Below are 16,203 nucleotides of genomic sequence, written 5' to 3' on the forward strand. Positions count from 1 at the left end.
GAGATGCGGAAGAATAGCAAATTTACACAGGTTAACAGCACCGGGTTGCGCGCTACCTGGCATGCCTTAACTCGCCACGCGCTTGAACACAGGTACAGCTGCAGCAGGCTTGCGATAAATCGATGGGCTAACCGCTTTAATATCGACATTCAACCCCTGCAAACTTTCGCAGTGGCCCAAAATTAACCAACCACCAGGGCGAAGTGATTGCAACATATGTTCAATTACTTTTTGTTTAGTTTCACTATCAAAATAAATCAGTACATTGCGCAAAAAAATCACATCAAACTGTTCATTGGTTTCACGCGGATGCAGGAGATTATGCTGTTCAAAGGTGATGCGTGAGCGCAGTGAGGGCACGACTGCCAACATACCTTCATATTCACCAATACCGCGACGGCAATAATTTTTTAAATAATCGGTCGGGATATGGTTGATACGCTCAGCGCGATACACGCCAGTGCGTGCGTGCTCCAATACCTTGCCGGAAATATCGGTAGCCAAAATATCCCAATCGCATTTACCCAGAGTGTCAGCCAATACCATTGCAATACTGTGCGGCTCTTCACCAGTAGAAGCGGCGGCACACCAGACGCGCATTTTGTTGTAACCCTGCTGCGGAATAATTTCATCGCGCAAAAAATTAAAATGCGCTGGCTCACGGAAAAAATAGGTTTCGTTCGTGGTGAGCAAATCCAACATAGTGCTGCGCTCTTGTGCACCGGCAGGGCTGGAAACGTAAGCGAAATAGGTTTCGTAATCTTTGTGCCCCAACAATTCCAGACGGCGCCACAGGCGGCCAGTTACCATCGCCGTTTTATCGGCGCCAATAATGATACCCGCAGTGCGATACACGTAATCGCGGATTTTATGGAAAGCAAATGGGCTGATGTTGGAATGTGTACTCATAATCCTGGTCGTTACTGGGTTCATCATGATTGGCAAAGGTGCCGATTATTGAAAAGATCCTTGATCTCACAGTGCGGTGCTTTGCCCTGAGGCGAGTCACCTTCATTGGTTCCCAGTGTGCCGGTTTGGCAAAAAAGTCGTGAGAGTAAAAATACTCAGGTGGCGTGAGGGATAACACCTAGTGGGACAGTACCTGGAGTGGTGAGTCTAGTGTCAGGCAAACCTAGAGGGGGTATTAACCAAGGTGAGAACGGAACGTGACCCACCTGTAAAAGGGAGATTAAGCGTTTGAAAATACAGGTTTTTTTTGAAATTAAACTAACGGCTCGCCACCGGCATCATAAAATCGCGCATTAATTCCATCGCCGAATTAACGCGCAGTTTTTCCATAATACGCGCGCGATGGTTTTCTACCGTGCGCACACTCAGGTTGAGCTTTCCGGCGATATCTTTGCTGGGCAACCCGTCGAGCACTGCCTGCAAAACTTCCTGCTCTTTAGGGGTGAGCAGTGCGATGCGCGCTTCGCGTGTGGCCAAATGTAGCCGCTGCTGATGCAGCTGGCGGCTGAGTGAGAGAGCGGCTTGCAACTTCTCCAAAAACTGGTGGCCATTGATGGGCTTTTCAACAAAATCAAAAGCGCCCTGCTTCATGGCCTCTACCGCAGCGCTCACCTCCGCATAACCGGTGACGATAATCAGTGGTGGCGGCACGGCGTAGCGTTGTTGCAAGACCTTGTGCAGTTGCAGACCACTTACACCGGGCATACGCATATCGGTGATCACACATTCGCAGGGGCGCGGGGAATAAGCATCCAGAAAGGCTTCGGCGCTGCTGAAACACACAGGTTCTACGCCGGTAGATTCTACAATGCCGCTCATTAATTCCAGGGTGATGCTGTCGTCGTCAATCAAATACGCCGTCGCTATAGCCGTTCTAGTCATGAAGCACTCGTCAGTAAACTCATTTTATGGATAGGCTGCTACCTGATGAGTGTAGCAGAAGGCGCCAAATTTACCGGCTGGCAAGGCTTGCGTTCACGCGGTATCTCCGCTAAAAAGCCGCCCCTTGCACCAGCCTCTTTTTCTTAAATGAGCCGCTTATGAACAGACCAGTCTCTCCCGACCATTTACTGCGCTTTGGTGGCCTTGCGCGCCTGTATGGGCACGACGCACTGCAAGCCCTCACCAATGCCCATTTTGTGGTGATTGGATTGGGCGGCGTAGGCACCTGGGTAGCCGAAGCATTGGCGCGCTCGGGGGTGGGTGAATTAACCCTGATCGAGATGGATGAAGTCTGTGTCACCAATACCAATCGACAATCACATGCATTGAAATCTAACCTAGGCCGACCGAAAAACCAGGTGATTACCGAGCGCTTGCGCGATATCAACCCCGAGCTGGTGATTCATTCGATTGAGGATTTTATCGACCAGGACAATATGAAAACCCTGATCGGTAAACAACACCATGTAGTGATCGATGCAATTGACGCAGCGCATTTAAAAGCTCGCCTGGTCGCTTATTGCCTGGCGATCAAAGTGCGCCTGATTACCATTGGCTCCTCGGGTGGTAAACGCAACCCGCAAGCGGTAACGGTGGATGATTTGGGGCGCAGCATCAGCGACCCCATGCTCGCCAAAGTGCGCACGCAGCTTTATCGCCACCACAATTTTGCGCGCGATAAAAACCGTAAATTCCGCGTTGATGCGGTCTACTCCACCGAGCAGATGGTCTACCCGCAACCCGATGGTTCTGTGTGCATGGACAAACAAGCCCTTGCCGACGGCGTGAAATTGGATTGCGCGGGTGGCTTCGGCTCCAGTGTGATGGTGACCGGGACATTTGGATTTATCGCGGCAACGCGGGCGATTGAGCGCTACCTTGATAAACAGCTGGGGGATAAACAGAAAAAAACGATGGATTAAATCACAGCAGGTGTTAAGCATCCACAAAGGCTAGCGCGCGCAAGATGATGCGACTGAAACCATTATTGCGCGACGGTGTGAGATGTTTCTCCAAACCCAAATCCCGCAACGATTGGACAAGATTCTCACCATCAATCTGCGCAGCTGTTTTTCCGTTTAATTGCACCAACAACAGCACCGCCAACCCATTCATCACACTGCTGTCGGAATCGAACTCGAAATAATGGTGTTCACCTTTCCGCTTATGCACCAGCCAAACAGGCAACTCGCAGCCTTTAATCAGGTTGGCAGGCAAGCGGATATCCGGTTTGGGGCGAACCAACTTGCCCCATTGGATAATTAACTTGTACTGCTGCTGCCAATTAGATACAGCCATTAGTTCAGGTAACTTTACAGTACCAAGGTCATCGCGGCTAATCACACAGGAATTCTCAAAACACAGGAGGGAAAGCGATTATAGAGGCAAGTGCAAACTTTAAGAATCTTTACCTACACGCGACACTTATGCCGCAATTCTGCGGTTAGAATATAACCACACAATAATTGCTGCACAACGGCAAAGTAAGATCACCACTCCCACCCAGCTCTCGCGAATGATAAATACCCGATTTATCCACCGAGGGATGTATATGAAATCATTTTTATCCGCTGTCAGTGCAACATTTTTAGCCTTTGCACTCGGCGCCTGTAGTTCACCACAGACTGCGCAACCACAGACTGGAACCACACCAGCCTCACCCAAAATAATTGCCTACTATATGGGTGACGGTTCAGATTTGCAGCGTTACAACGTTGGCCAACTCACCCATATTATCTACAGCTTTTTGCACTTGAACGGCAATCAACTCAGTTTTGATTCAGATAAAGACAAACAAGCGCTGCAGCGTTTAGTAGCACTCAAAAAACAATATCCACAATTAAAAGTGATGCTGTCACTCGGCGGCTGGGGTGGCTGCGAAACCTGTTCCGATATTTTTAACACTGTAGAAAACCACAAAGTGTTTGCGCAATCTACACTCGCGATTATTGAAGAATACCAAGCCGATGGCATTGATCTGGATTGGGAATATCCGACGATTGCCGGTTTTCCAGGCCATAAGTATGCAACCTATGATCGCGCAAACTTCACGGCGTTAATCCAGGAATTGCGCGCAGTATTTGGCAGCCGCTATGAATTGAGTTTTGCTGCGGGCGGCTTTGATAGTTTTTTAGAAACCGCAGTGGATTGGGATGCAATTATGCCGCTGCTGGATAACGTCAACCTGATGAGCTACGACATAGTGAATGGTGCAACACCGCATACCGGCCACCACACCGCACTCTATTCCACACCACAACAAAAAGACTCCACAGATAACGCTGTACAGTTTTTATTGCGCAAAGGGGTAGCGCCAGAAAAAATTATTATCGGCACCGCATTTTATGCGCGCGTATGGGAGCAAGTTAGCGCAACCAACAACGGTTTATACCAACCCGGCGTGCATATCGATGGCGCTGATTACAAAGAATTTGCCACCCGCTTTAATCCAGCTGACGGTTTTATTTATCACTGGGACGATATCGCCAAAGCGCCAAGTTTCTATAGTCCTAGCAAAAAAATATTTGCGACCTTTGACGATAAACGCTCGCTCGCGGAAAAAGCGCGTTACGTTAAACAGCACAAACTGGGTGGCATGATGTTTTGGCAATTACCACACGATACGGATAAAGACGGATTACTGGATACGATTTATAAAAATCTGACCAATACAGTCAAATAAACTTTAAGTGCGCTGTTTTACTGCAAACTTTTGTATGAGTTTGCGGTAAAACTTCACCAAAAGTTATAAGCGGAAGAAGAGTTACACAAGCTGCTGTCAGCCGAGCAAAATTTGTGTTTTACTTACAAAAATTAACGAATCTATAACACCTATCATGACTATCCAGCACGATATTTTAAAAGCAAGGCTGCTTGGATTACTCATTGTTATCACCCTGCTTGCCCTCGCCTTTCAGGCCTATGGCCCGGAAAAAGTATTGGTGCTCGGGCAAGAGTCAGACCTGTTCATCGATTCTATCGATGACCGTGGCAACGGTGGAAAATCCATCTCAACACTGCAACGGGATGGTGAAAAATTTATTCTCAATTGCGAAATTATCGCCTCTGATTATCAATGGCCCTATTGTGAAATCAGCTTTAGTCTTTCTGACAAAAATGGCATAGGCAGGGATTTAAGCAATTACGAACAGATTAAACTCTGGGCAAAATATTCCACGCCGCAAACATTTGGCGTGCGCTTCCAGTTAATTAATTTTAATCCGGCATATTCACGCCAGGAAGACACCAACTCACTCAAATATAACGCCATTGAATTATTTGACACGCACAAGCGCTATCCGCAAATTATCAAAATGAGTCATATGCAAGTACCCACGTGGTGGCTCAGCCAAGGGAAAATCCCACCGGAATATTGGGGACCGGAATTTAATGAAGTGCGCGGTGTGCAGGTATCAACTGGCGAACACGTTAAACCGGGTAAATACCAAATGATTATCGAGCGCATCGAGATCAGCGGAAAATACATTCACGATCGCACACTCTATTTAATCCTCTTGAGCCTGTGGACATTAACGGCGCTGGCATTTTTTGTCAGTACATTGAAGAAAGCAAAAATAGAACTGCAGACTAATAGACAGCGCCAGCAACAATTGGAAGACCTTAATCGCTTACTCAACCAGGAGCATCAGCAACTGGAGGAGCGATTGACCCGCGACCCTTTGACCGGTGTCTTAAACCGCGATGGTTTAGTGCCGGTGTTTAACCAAAGCTGGAGTGCTGATGCAACTCATTTGCTATCACTGATTTTTATTGATATCGATCACTTTAAAAAAATCAACGATACCTATGGCCACAATATTGGCGACCAGGTCTTATTGGTCTTTGCACAAGTACTGAGTGCAAATACCCGCACACACGATTTACTCGCGCGCTGGGGTGGAGAAGAATTTGTACTGGCCTGCCCCGATACCACATTGGAAAATGCCTGCGGTCTGGCAGAAAAATTGCGCCTTTGTATTGAAGAAAATGATTGGCCCAAAGCATTGCATGTCACCGCCAGTTTTGGCGTTGCGCAAATATTAGCGCAAGAATCACCGACCGATTTTATTGCGCGTGCCGATAAAGCGCTCTATGTGGCCAAAGCACAAGGACGCAATTGTGTACGCGCTTCTACCCAGGCCCCGGCGATATTAACTGCGGTGAAATAAACGCATCGTATTGCGATAGGTGACCGCGGCAATCTCATCCACAGCTACATCGTGCAAATCCGCGAGCACTTGCGCTATCTGTGGAAGATATTCCGGACTATTGCGTTGCCCCTGGCTGCCATGCAGAGGCATATCCGGAGCATCTGTCTCCAACACTAAAAACTCCAGTGGAATTTTTGCAGCAGCAGCGCGGGTTTTTTGCGCGCGTTCATAAGTGATAGTGCCGCCAATACCAAGATAAAAGCCCAAGTCCACATACTGCTGTGCCACTTCATAACTGCCGCTAAACGCATGAATCACACCACCCGCTACCGGTTTGTGTTTTTTAAGTAATGCAATCATTTCATTGTGCGCCCGAACGCAGTGAACAATCAGCGGTTTATGTATTTGTCTGGCGACATCAATGTGGATTGTGAGTAATTCTTGTTGCAAGTCAAAGGGGGTTGCGATCATCTTGTCCAGACCACTCTCGCCCACGGCGACGCAGCGCGCGGCACACACATTTGTAGAAAGATTAAATTCTTGCAGGATGAGTGCTGTTATTTTTTCTCGCACAGACTTGTCCAACAGATTATTGGTATCAGTTGGAAACCAGGGCTGCTGTACGATCCAATGCGGATGAATACCTGCTGCATAACATAATCCAGCATATTGCACACATAACTGCGCGGCGGTTTGCCACTGATCTGGTGTGACCCCGGGTATTAACAGCTGCGTAATTCCCTCCGCATTGCAGGCTCGCCAAAGCGCGGCGCGGTCAGCATTGAATTCTACAAAATCGAAATGACAATGACTGTCAAAAAAGCGATTATCGAAACAGGACATAGTGATTCATTTACCTATCCAATACCTGAAAATCAGCTAAAAACCAGCTCGCAGGGTAGTGTAGCTAATGTGGTAACACCAAATTCTTCCGCAATGAAGTGGGCAAAACTACGATTTGGCGACTATGCTGTGAGCTGTAAAAAGCGATGCAGGTTAAGCAGCGCGACAATATCTACACGGGAGAATCTGCCGGCAATTATGCTGACTGACTCAAAGAACAAGTTCCAACGTGGGATGGTATATCTGTTTGCCATACTCGCAAGCTTGGTTATCGCGCCCTTTTGTGTGATTCGCTACCTTAACGGCGAGATTGCCAACGCGGCGGTGGATTTAGCCATTGTAATGGCTGCACTAGGTAGTGCTATCTACACTTATAGACTCGGCCAGGCGACACAACTGGTTTCCAATATTACCGCCCTGCTCTATTCCTCAGGCGCGGTTGCAGTTGCCCATCTCAATGAACCCATCTATGTGTTCTGGCTGTTCCCATCGCTGATTGCCAATTTCTTTCTGCTTAACGCAACAGCCGCACTGATTGCCAATGGACTGACCATCGCCGCAGTCCTGCCTATTGCAATAAAACTCAATACCACCACGGAAGCCTTTGCCATGGTTGCCTCGCTGCTGATGTGCGGCAGCATGGCCTACGTTTTCGCACTCCTGACGCACAAACAACAATTGTTGCTGCAAGGTTATGCCAATCAGGATGCACTCACCCAACTCGGTAACCGCCGCGCGATGGATGAAGAGATGCGTCTGAGTATTGCAGACTGCGCGCGCAACCAAACCCCCGCGACGTTGATTATTCTGGATTTGGATTTCTTCAAAATGGTGAATGACAAATTCGGCCATACCACTGGTGATGACGTATTGGTTGATCTGGCCCACTTGTTGACACGGCGCGTACGCAAAACAGATAGGGTTTTCCGTTTTGGCGGAGAGGAGTTTGTGGTGCTTGCGCGCAACACACACCTCGCCGATGCATTGGTGATTGCGGAACAGCTGCGCGTGCAAATTGAGATGGAACTTAATGATCCCGACGGTGCACTCACGGCGTCGTTTGGCTGCGCGCAATTACACATCGATGAAACCCCGGAAGACTGGTTTATACGCGCCGACAAAGCGGTTTATCAAGCCAAACAGCAGGGGCGCAATTGCGTGGTTGCTGCCGAGTAGACATCCGGCAGCGCGCGTGAACTGGCGCCAGCTTTGCGATTCTTTATCCCCGTCAAATATCCCGCTGCGCTATGCTCCCATCTGGCCAATTGATTATCAGGGTTATCCATGCAGTCACTGATCAGCAACATTATTCAGCAAGTCGACCAAATCGTTTTAGGTAAAGATCAACAGGTGCGTTTGTCCCTCGCCTGCCTGTTCGCCGAAGGCCATCTGTTAATTGAGGACCTGCCCGGCATGGGCAAAACCACCCTCGCCCACTGCCTCGCCAAAGTTTTGGGTTTGAAGTTTGAGCGGGTGCAATTCACCAGCGATTTACTGCCTGCTGATATTCTCGGGGTGGCGATTTTTGAGCGTGAGCAAGGGGTGTTTAAATTTCATCCCGGTCCGGTGTTTACCCAAGTGTTGTTGGCCGATGAAATCAACCGCAGTTCACCCAAAACCCAGAGTGCTTTGCTCGAAGCAATGGAGGAAGGGCAAGTCACCATCGAAGGAAAAAGCCGCCCACTGCCTAAACCCTTTTTCGTGATAGCGACGCAAAACCCATTATCGCAAAGCGGGACATTTCCACTGCCGGAATCACAACTCGACCGTTTTTTAATGCGTATCTCGCTCGGCTACCCCAGCCCGGCATCCGAGCGAATGCTGTTTGAGGGTGTTGATCCACGCGCGCGTATCCGCCAACTCACTCCCATTGTCACCCACGAACAACTTTCAGCAATCCAAGCGGCGGTACACCAGGTCAAAGCCAGCGATTCACTGCTCGATTATGTGCAGCGGCTGGTCGCTTTTACCCGCAGCGATACCCAGTTCGCCTATGGATTATCGCCGCGTGGTGCACTCGCGCTCTTGCGTGCGGCTAAGGCTTGGGCGCTGATCCACAACCGCGAATATTTGGTGCCGGAAGATGTACAGACCGTATTGCCCGCAGTAGTCGGCCATCGGGTACGCGGGCGCGGCCACAGTCAGGATTCGGAACCGCTGGTGAAACATCTGCGCGACAGCGTGAATGTGTTGGGCTAAGCCATGGCCAGCCTGATCACCTCTCTGCGCAACGCTTGGGAAACCCGCTTTTATCGCTGGATCGACCAGCGCTCCCCGCGTGCGCGACAGGTGCAACTCAACCGCAAAAATCTCTACACGTTTCCCAACCTGACCGGCTTGCTCTACACGGCCATCACCTTAGTCATTTGGCTGCTCGGTACCAATTACCAGAACAACCTGATCCTGGCGTTGAGCTACCTGCTGGTCAGTATTTTTGTGGTCAGCATCCTCCACGCTTTTGCCAACCTCGCCGGCATTAGCATCCGTTTTGTGGGTGCGCGTCCGGCATTTGCCGGCGACCCGGCAGCCCTTGTATTGGAATTGAACTGCATCAACAAAGCCGGATGTGACAATCTGGAACTGCGCTGGCCGGGAGGTGAAACCCAGGTGATCACCCTCAACCACAATGAGCCGCAGCAGGTGATAGTGCGGGCGCAAAGTGTGCAGCGCGGCTACTTACGGCCGGGGCGATTGCTGGTGCAGAGCCGCTTTCCGCTCGGGATTATCCGCTGCTGGACCTGGCTCAATCTGGACGCCAGCGCACTTATCTACCCCGCGCCAATCTTCACCGATGAACCCCATGCCCAAGCGAGCAACGGCCGCGAAGAAGGTGGTACCAGCCAGCGCGGCGGTGATGACTTTAGCGGCCTGCGCGATTACCAGGCGGGCGATCCCATCAAACACATCGCCTGGAAGCAATTTGCGCAAGACAAAGGCCTGTTTACCAAAGAATATGAGGCCTACCTCTCGGCCGAAAAATGGCTGGATTGGGACAGCTTGAACCATCCGCAAGAACTGCGGCTGTCCGGCCTGTGTTACTGGGCATTGGACTACGAGCGGCGGCAGATTCCCTATGGTTTACGTCTGCCGGGGCTCAATCTTGCACCGGCATTAGGTGAGCATCACCAACAAGCCGTGCTTACTGCACTGGGAGAATTTAACCTGCCGCGCGAGGCCAAACATGCTCGCTAAGCCATGGCGCACCCGTCTCTCCCCCTCCGGCAAGCCCCCCAAACAAGCGGAGTATCTGGCGCGCGATAAACTGGCCTGGCTATTGGTCATGCAGGCTATGCTGATCCTGCCACTGTTGTTCAACCTGCCATTCTGGCTCTGGCTGGTGTGGGCGATTACAGCCTTCTGGCGCACGCAGATGTTTCGCGGCCGCTGGGGCACGCCTGGCAGCCTGGTCAAAACCCTGCTGGCATTGATCTGTGCCGGCGGTTTATTCGCCAGCTATGCCGGTAAAACCGGCACCGAAACCATGGTAGGTTTGCTGGTATGTGCCTTTTCGCTGAAACTGCTAGAGGTGAATTCCGGGCGCGACGCACAACTGCTGTTGTTCATCGGCTTTATCATCACCGCCACCCAATTCCTGTTTAGCCAAACCCCGCAGGCCGCCGCTTACGCGCTCCTCTGTGTCGTATTACTGCTCGCCAGCTGGCGTTCGCTCTATCTCACCCATCCGCAATCCACTGGCCTGCGCTTCAAACGCGGCGGCATGATACTGCTGCATGCGCTGCCGATCATGCTGGTGCTATTTGTGGTGATTCCACGCCTCGGCCCGCTCTGGGCGATCCCCAACCAACAGGCGGCCAAAACCGGTTTTAGCGACAGCCTTTCACCCGGCGATTTAGGCAATCTTGCGCTTGATCGCTCACCTGCCTTCCGGGTCGGATTCGCCGACCAACCACCGCCCGTCAACCAGCTCTATTGGCGCGGTTTGGTATTGGATACTTTTGACGGTCGCACCTGGCGTATGCGTGATACTTGGGGAGTGCAGTCGCGCACTCCAAACGACGATAAGGCTATCAAGCGCGAACTGACCGACTACAGCATCATCGTTGAACCTCATGGCCAACCCTGGCTATTCAGTTTGATGACCGCACAAAGGGTAGAAAATACCAGCAACTCGATTCGTATCACCGCCGACTCGCTGCTGATGAACCGCATCCCTGTCGCCCAGCGGATGCGCTATCAGGTCAGCTCGGCGCTGCAAATTGAATGGCCGGAACCGCCCCAGCTCAACAAGCTGCAACGTGACAACTACACTCGCCTGCCGCGCGATAGCAATCCGCAAACTCGCGCTCTGGCTGAAAGCTGGCGCAGTCAAAACCTGGGCGATGCGCAAATTATCGCCCAGGCCCTGGCACTGTTTAACCGCGAATTTACCTACACCTTGCAGCCCCCACTGCTCGGCCAACATTCTGTTGATGAGTTTTTACTGACGACCAAACGCGGCTTCTGCGAACACTTCTCCAGTGCCTTTGCGTTTTTGTTGCGCGCGGCAGGCATACCGGCGCGAGTGGTTGTGGGTTATCAGGGTGGACGCTGGAATCCGGTGGAGAACTACCTGCTGGTCAGCCAATCCGATGCCCACGCCTGGGCGGAAGTCTGGATCGAGGGCAAAGGCTGGCAAATGATCGACCCCACTGCCGCCGTTGCGCCCAACCGCATCCAACAGGGCATGAACGAGGCCTTGGGTGAAAGTGATCAGCAACTAGTCGCCAACGCTTGGCGATCCTCTAAATTGCTATACAACCTGCAGCTGCGCTGGGACGCCGCCACCTATACCTGGCAGCGCTGGGTGTTGAACTACGATAGCGAGGCGCAAGAGGGATTGTTGTCGCGCCTGCTAGGCGGCACTGAAACCTGGCGCATCACCCTCTGGCTGATTGGTTTGGGCTTGGTCGGCGCGGGGCTGTTTGCTTGGGCGCTATTACGCAATCAAAAGGGCGCGCTATTGCGTCCGGAAACACAAGCAGTCAAAAAGCTGGAACAGAAATTGGCACAGCTCGGCTACCGGCGTAAAACCGGTGAAACCTTCGGTGTTTTTATCCACCGTGTGCTCTACAGTGAACCGCAGCTGAAAAATGGCTTAACCCAAATCGCACAGTTATTTGAACAAGTGGCCTATCAAAATCGCCCTGAACAATTGCCGCAACTGCAGCAAGCGGTCAAACAATTTCCGCGCTAATCATCATTTAGCAGTAAACAAGATCGTCAAAACAAAAAACCCCAAGGCTCACTAGAGCAAACCTTGGGGTTTTAAATTCAGAGGGATTTATTCAGCAAATTATCACGCGCGATTTTTTCTTCTAATCAAAACCAAACCGGCAAGACCAACCAGCAACATCACTAATGGATTGGACTCCACTACACTCGCTTTCGCAGTGACCACAACACCATCTAAAAAGTTGCCTAAAGTGCCAGTGTCATAAGTAGTAAACGTAATAGTACTCAATGCACTGCTGGCAACGAAGCTACCTGTGTACTGCTTCCAACTACCCACAACATGGTCATTCAGCACTGCTGCGAGGCTGCCAGCACTAAATGAAAACTGCTCGTTGGCGTTGACACGCGCACTGTAGAAGAACGAAACATCATAAGTTTGGCCAACAACGGTGGCAAAACTTTGGTAAATCGAGAAGACGCTGCCGTCGAAGGGATGGGCATTCAGCTCTGCGTGCTGTGTACCTTCAGGGGCAACCACGCCACCAAAGCTATCCCAAATTTCAATATTGTCCCCATCCCAACCGTTGACACTGGCAGAAGAAAAATAGGCCCAATTACCGGCAGCCACATTATTGTCTTCAAAACCGCCATTCACGATAAGATTGGCATGGGCTCCCATACACAAGGCACTCAGCATGGCACCCAGGCATATGGTGTAGAAAGATTTAAGAGACATAGAGAAATCTTTAATTTGATCGGTTACTAGGGGGAACATAAGTATCTACCCACTTGTCGCCTAAATTAGCAAAATTCGCACCACAAACTTTTTTGTCATCATAATCAACCATATAACGATAAATCCGTCACATTAGTAATTTGAAACATGTAAACAAATCCGACACAAAGCAATACATCCAAAGGAAATACCTAATGGGATCGTCTAAATCCTGACTCGAGCGACCGCCTATAACTGGATAGATATGACCCTTAAAAAAAGAGCAGTAATCCTACCGGAAAGACCTAATGAGCGAAGCTGACCAACAGGGGCTTATTCGCGCGGCACAAGGCGGTGACGGCCCTGCCTTTGCGCAGTTGCTGACAGACAGCTACGACAGCATTTACCGCTTTGCCTACCGCTGGTGTGGCAATAAGGCCGATGCCGAAGACATAACCCAGCAGGCGTGCATCAAACTCGCGCAGAGCCTCGGCCAATTCCGCTTTGAGGCGGCTTTTAGCAGCTGGCTGTACCGATTAGTTATCAATTGCGCCAAGGATTGGTACAAGAGTCAGAACCGCCACATGCACGACAACATAGACGACTGGATAGAGCCGGAGCGGACGCCAGACCAAACCGCCGAGAACCGCATTTACCTACAGCAGCTACTGCGCCTGCTCGACCAGATGGCCGAGGGTTTTAAAGAGACGGTACTACTGGTACATGGTGAAGGCCTTAGCCATGCCGAGGCCGCCACCGTTCTGCAACTGAAAGAATCTACCGTCTCCTGGCGGCTCCACGAAATTCGCAAACAACTTCAGCTTCTGCAACAACAATCCGACGGAAGCTGGGAGCTTTCATTATGAATAGACAAGATATAAACGACGATGACTTGCAACAACTCTTGCAAGAGCAGCCACCCAAGCCGGATGCCGATACCAAAGCGCGTCATATGGCTGCCGCCATGGCCGCATTCGCTGCACAACAAAGTGCAGAAAAAAAATCCACTGTTCTCCAAGGATTTTTAGAGCGCTTGCGTCTTACCCGTGACACCAACCATCACGGGGACAAATCTATGAACAATACGATGAACAACAACGGTTTTGATAATCGCCCTTTCTGGCAAAAACCTGCATTGATTTCCGGTATCGCCGCCTCCAGCCTTGCGGTGCTAGCGGGACTAACCTTTATGCAGAACTTGATGATCAATTCCGATCAACAGGAATTGGCTACGCGCATTGCCGAGCAATCACTCCGTAAAAGCGTCCCATTAAATGTGCAAGAACCAGCGAACGCAATTATTAGTGAAGATAAAAAAATCCTTGCTGACATGACCATCGCTGAAGATGCAGTTGAATACCAAGAAATGGAAGCAGCGGTAGCCGTAGAGCGCAAAGAACAAACTAAATTAGCTGCGCAAAAAATGGACATGAGTGTTGTACAAAAGATGAAGTCCGAAGCTCAACCCATGGCACTGAGTGCACCTGCGCCAATGGTGGAAGAAACAATTGTTACCCAACCTCCACAAGAATTCCGCAACCGCTTTGAAGATTTCAAAGAAAACACCGTTATCGCCGCGAGCGAAAATCCTGTCTCTACTTTTTCTATCGATGTGGATACCGCTTCTTATAGTTTTGTGCGGCGCATGCTCAACAACGGCCAGTTGCCGGAAAAAGATGCGGTGCGCAGTGAGGAGATGATTAATTATTTTGATTATGCCTACCCATTACCTAAAGATCGCAAAACACCCTTTGCAACTTATACCAGCGTGATGGATTCGCCCTGGAAAGCGGGCAACAAATTAATCCATATCGGTATTCAAGGTTATCAATTGGCAACGAGTGACATTCCGCAATCCAATCTGGTGTTTTTATTGGATGTATCCGGCTCCATGGATGAGCCCAGCAAATTGCCGCTGGTAAAACAATCCATGAGTTTATTGTTGGATACCCTCAAACCTGACGACACCATTTCGATTGTGGTTTACGCCGGTGCCGCGGGTACAGTGTTGGAGCCAACTAAAGCAAAAGAGAAAAATAAAATTCTCGCTGCATTAAATAATTTGCAAGCCGGTGGTAGCACTGCTGGTGCCGAAGGTATCGCCCTCGCCTATCAATTGGCGGAAGCGAATTTTAATGCGAAAGGTGTCAACCGCATTATCCTCGCAACCGATGGCGACTTTAATGTCGGCCAAACTGGCGATGAACAGTTGCAAGATTTTGTAGAGCGCAAACGCGAAAAAGGCATTTATTTATCGGTACTCGGTTTCGGCCAAGGCAATTATCAGGATGAAATGATGCAAACCCTGGCGCAAAACGGCAATGGTACCGCCGCTTATATCGATACACTCAGCGAAGCGCAAAAAGTATTGGTGACAGAGGCTACCTCCAATTTATTCCCGATCGCCAAGGATGTGAAAATCCAGGTGGAATTTAACCCCAACACCGTTAAGGAATATCGCCTGATAGGCTACGAAACCCGCGCACTCAACCGCGAAGATTTTAGCAACGACAAAGTGGATGCCGGCGAAATTGGCGCAGGCCAACGTGTGACTGCTATTTATGAAATCACACCCGTCGGAGCAGAGAGTGGCTTATTGGAAAACAGCCGCTATCAAAAGGAAAATAAACCTGATATTGGTAAAAATGGTGAATATGCTTTCTTGCGCTTGCGCTATAAATTACCAAGCGAAACCCAATCAAAACTGATTGAAACACCTATCGAGAAAAACGTATTGCTTGAAGCGCATGCTGGCTATCAACAAGAAGTGAATTTCTCTATCGCTGTTGCCGGTTTTGCACAGCTGCTACGCGGTAGTAACTACGCTGGTAATTTCACCTACGACAAGGTGATTGAACTGGCGCAAGCAAACAAAGGCAAAGATGAATTTGGTTATCGCACTGAGTTTGTGCAGTTGGTAAGAAAGGCGAAGATTGCGAAGGAGTTGTAGTTTGGAAACCGCCTGTGGCTCCCAATCGGGAGCCATTCGTTATTTATCCCAAATTTCCTGTGATTGATATGCATATTTATACAAACCAAAATACTGAAAAAACAGCATCAATCCCAAACAAATCAAGGTTATACCAATAAATATGTGCACTGCCATCTCGCTTTCAGAAAATACTGACCAGTCCTGACTCACTAAGGTATAAACATCCCATCCGATAGCGACAGGAATAAAATATCGCCAAAACTGCATCGTGAATATTTTTTTATTGTATGAAAAACCAAACAGTCCTGTCCCTATCAGACTATAGACAATCACTTCGCCTAACTTATCAATATTACTGGATTCAGCATCAGCAATAACGGACCAAAAAGATAAACACGCCAAGGGCATAAATATCCAAAAAAAAAACCTTCCACCCGGTTTTCTTGCGCAGCGGAATAACTTCATTCTCCAGAACCGCT

General features: G+C 49.7%; 15 protein-coding genes. 9 read left to right on the top strand and 6 right to left on the bottom strand.

The window, feature by feature from the left end; translation table 11 throughout:
• Window positions 1-66: 66 nt before the first annotated feature.
• The gene (locus J2X05_RS17790) at window positions 67-909 is read right to left on the bottom strand and encodes a CheR family methyltransferase (protein WP_310075048.1); all 843 of its coding nucleotides are present in this window, start codon (window positions 907-909) and stop codon (window positions 67-69) included.
• Window positions 910-1,227: 318 nt separating this feature from the next.
• The gene (locus J2X05_RS17795) at window positions 1,228-1,851 is read right to left on the bottom strand and encodes a response regulator transcription factor (protein ID WP_310075050.1); all 624 of its coding nucleotides are present in this window, start codon (window positions 1,849-1,851) and stop codon (window positions 1,228-1,230) included.
• A 158-nt stretch (window positions 1,852-2,009) separates the two neighbouring features.
• Between J2X05_RS17795 and tcdA the strand changes: the two genes are divergently transcribed.
• Entirely contained in the window at window positions 2,010-2,834 is an 825-nt protein-coding gene (gene tcdA, locus J2X05_RS17800; RefSeq protein WP_310075053.1) for a tRNA cyclic N6-threonylcarbamoyladenosine(37) synthase TcdA, read from the top strand.
• Between the two features lie 13 nt (window positions 2,835-2,847).
• Here tcdA and J2X05_RS17805 read toward each other — a convergent pair whose 3' ends face one another.
• Window positions 2,848-3,210, bottom strand: coding sequence for a SufE family protein (locus J2X05_RS17805; protein WP_310075055.1), 363 nt, complete (start codon window positions 3,208-3,210; stop codon window positions 2,848-2,850).
• Window positions 3,211-3,463: 253 nt separating this feature from the next.
• Between J2X05_RS17805 and J2X05_RS17810 the strand changes: the two genes are divergently transcribed.
• Window positions 3,464-4,594, top strand: a complete 1,131-nt coding sequence (locus J2X05_RS17810; RefSeq protein ID WP_310075058.1) for a glycoside hydrolase family 18 protein — start codon at window positions 3,464-3,466, stop codon at window positions 4,592-4,594.
• A gap of 154 nt (window positions 4,595-4,748) precedes the next feature.
• Window positions 4,749-6,080 (top strand): GGDEF domain-containing protein, encoded by a 1,332-nt coding sequence (locus J2X05_RS17815; protein WP_310075060.1) that lies wholly within the window; start codon window positions 4,749-4,751, stop codon window positions 6,078-6,080.
• On the opposite strand, the gene J2X05_RS17820 is transcribed toward J2X05_RS17815, so the two are convergent.
• Entirely contained in the window at window positions 6,063-6,905 is an 843-nt protein-coding gene (locus tag J2X05_RS17820) for a TatD family hydrolase (RefSeq protein WP_310075062.1), read from the bottom strand. The two genes, J2X05_RS17815 and J2X05_RS17820, sit on opposite strands and share 18 nt — an antisense overlap.
• Before the next feature lie 198 nt (window positions 6,906-7,103).
• Between J2X05_RS17820 and J2X05_RS17825 the strand changes: the two genes are divergently transcribed.
• The 4 genes from J2X05_RS17825 to J2X05_RS17840 all read left to right on the top strand — a co-directional run bounded on the left by J2X05_RS17825 (window position 7,104) and on the right by J2X05_RS17840 (window position 12,099).
• Entirely contained in the window at window positions 7,104-8,081 is a 978-nt protein-coding gene (locus tag J2X05_RS17825) for a GGDEF domain-containing protein (RefSeq protein ID WP_310075064.1), read from the top strand.
• 108 nt (window positions 8,082-8,189) lie between these two features.
• On the top strand, window positions 8,190-9,104 hold the full coding sequence (locus tag J2X05_RS17830) for an AAA family ATPase (RefSeq protein ID WP_310075065.1): 915 nt from the start codon (window positions 8,190-8,192) through the stop codon (window positions 9,102-9,104).
• 3 nt (window positions 9,105-9,107) lie between these two features.
• Window positions 9,108-10,097, top strand: coding sequence for a DUF58 domain-containing protein (locus tag J2X05_RS17835; RefSeq protein ID WP_310075067.1), 990 nt, complete (start codon window positions 9,108-9,110; stop codon window positions 10,095-10,097).
• Window positions 10,087-12,099, top strand: coding sequence for a transglutaminase TgpA family protein (locus tag J2X05_RS17840; protein WP_310075069.1), 2,013 nt, complete (start codon window positions 10,087-10,089; stop codon window positions 12,097-12,099). Before J2X05_RS17835 ends, J2X05_RS17840 begins: the two co-directional genes overlap by 11 nt.
• A 102-nt stretch (window positions 12,100-12,201) precedes the next feature.
• Here the strand turns inward: J2X05_RS17840 and J2X05_RS17845 are convergent, their stop codons facing one another.
• Window positions 12,202-12,813: a carbohydrate binding domain-containing protein gene (locus J2X05_RS17845; RefSeq protein WP_310075072.1), complete on the bottom strand. Its 612-nt coding sequence runs from the start codon at window positions 12,811-12,813 to the stop codon at window positions 12,202-12,204.
• 287 nt (window positions 12,814-13,100) lie between these two features.
• On the opposite strand from J2X05_RS17845, the gene J2X05_RS17850 reads away from it, so the two are divergent.
• Together J2X05_RS17850 and J2X05_RS17855 are read left to right on the top strand one after the other, a co-directional pair.
• The gene (locus J2X05_RS17850; protein WP_310075074.1) at window positions 13,101-13,658 is read left to right on the top strand and encodes an RNA polymerase sigma factor; all 558 of its coding nucleotides are present in this window, start codon (window positions 13,101-13,103) and stop codon (window positions 13,656-13,658) included.
• A complete protein-coding gene (locus J2X05_RS17855) occupies window positions 13,655-15,742 on the top strand; it encodes a vWA domain-containing protein (protein WP_310075075.1) in 2,088 nt (695 codons plus the stop codon). Before J2X05_RS17850 ends, J2X05_RS17855 begins: the two co-directional genes overlap by 4 nt.
• Window positions 15,743-15,781: 39 nt before the next feature.
• On the opposite strand, the gene J2X05_RS17860 is transcribed toward J2X05_RS17855, so the two are convergent.
• Window positions 15,782-16,189, bottom strand: a complete 408-nt coding sequence (locus tag J2X05_RS17860) for a hypothetical protein (RefSeq protein ID WP_310075079.1) — start codon at window positions 16,187-16,189, stop codon at window positions 15,782-15,784.
• Window positions 16,190-16,203 lie beyond the last annotated feature (14 nt).

This window comes from Cellvibrio fibrivorans (assembly GCF_031457055.1).
In the GTDB taxonomy this organism is placed as follows: Bacteria; Pseudomonadota; Gammaproteobacteria; order Pseudomonadales; family Cellvibrionaceae; genus Cellvibrio; species Cellvibrio fibrivorans.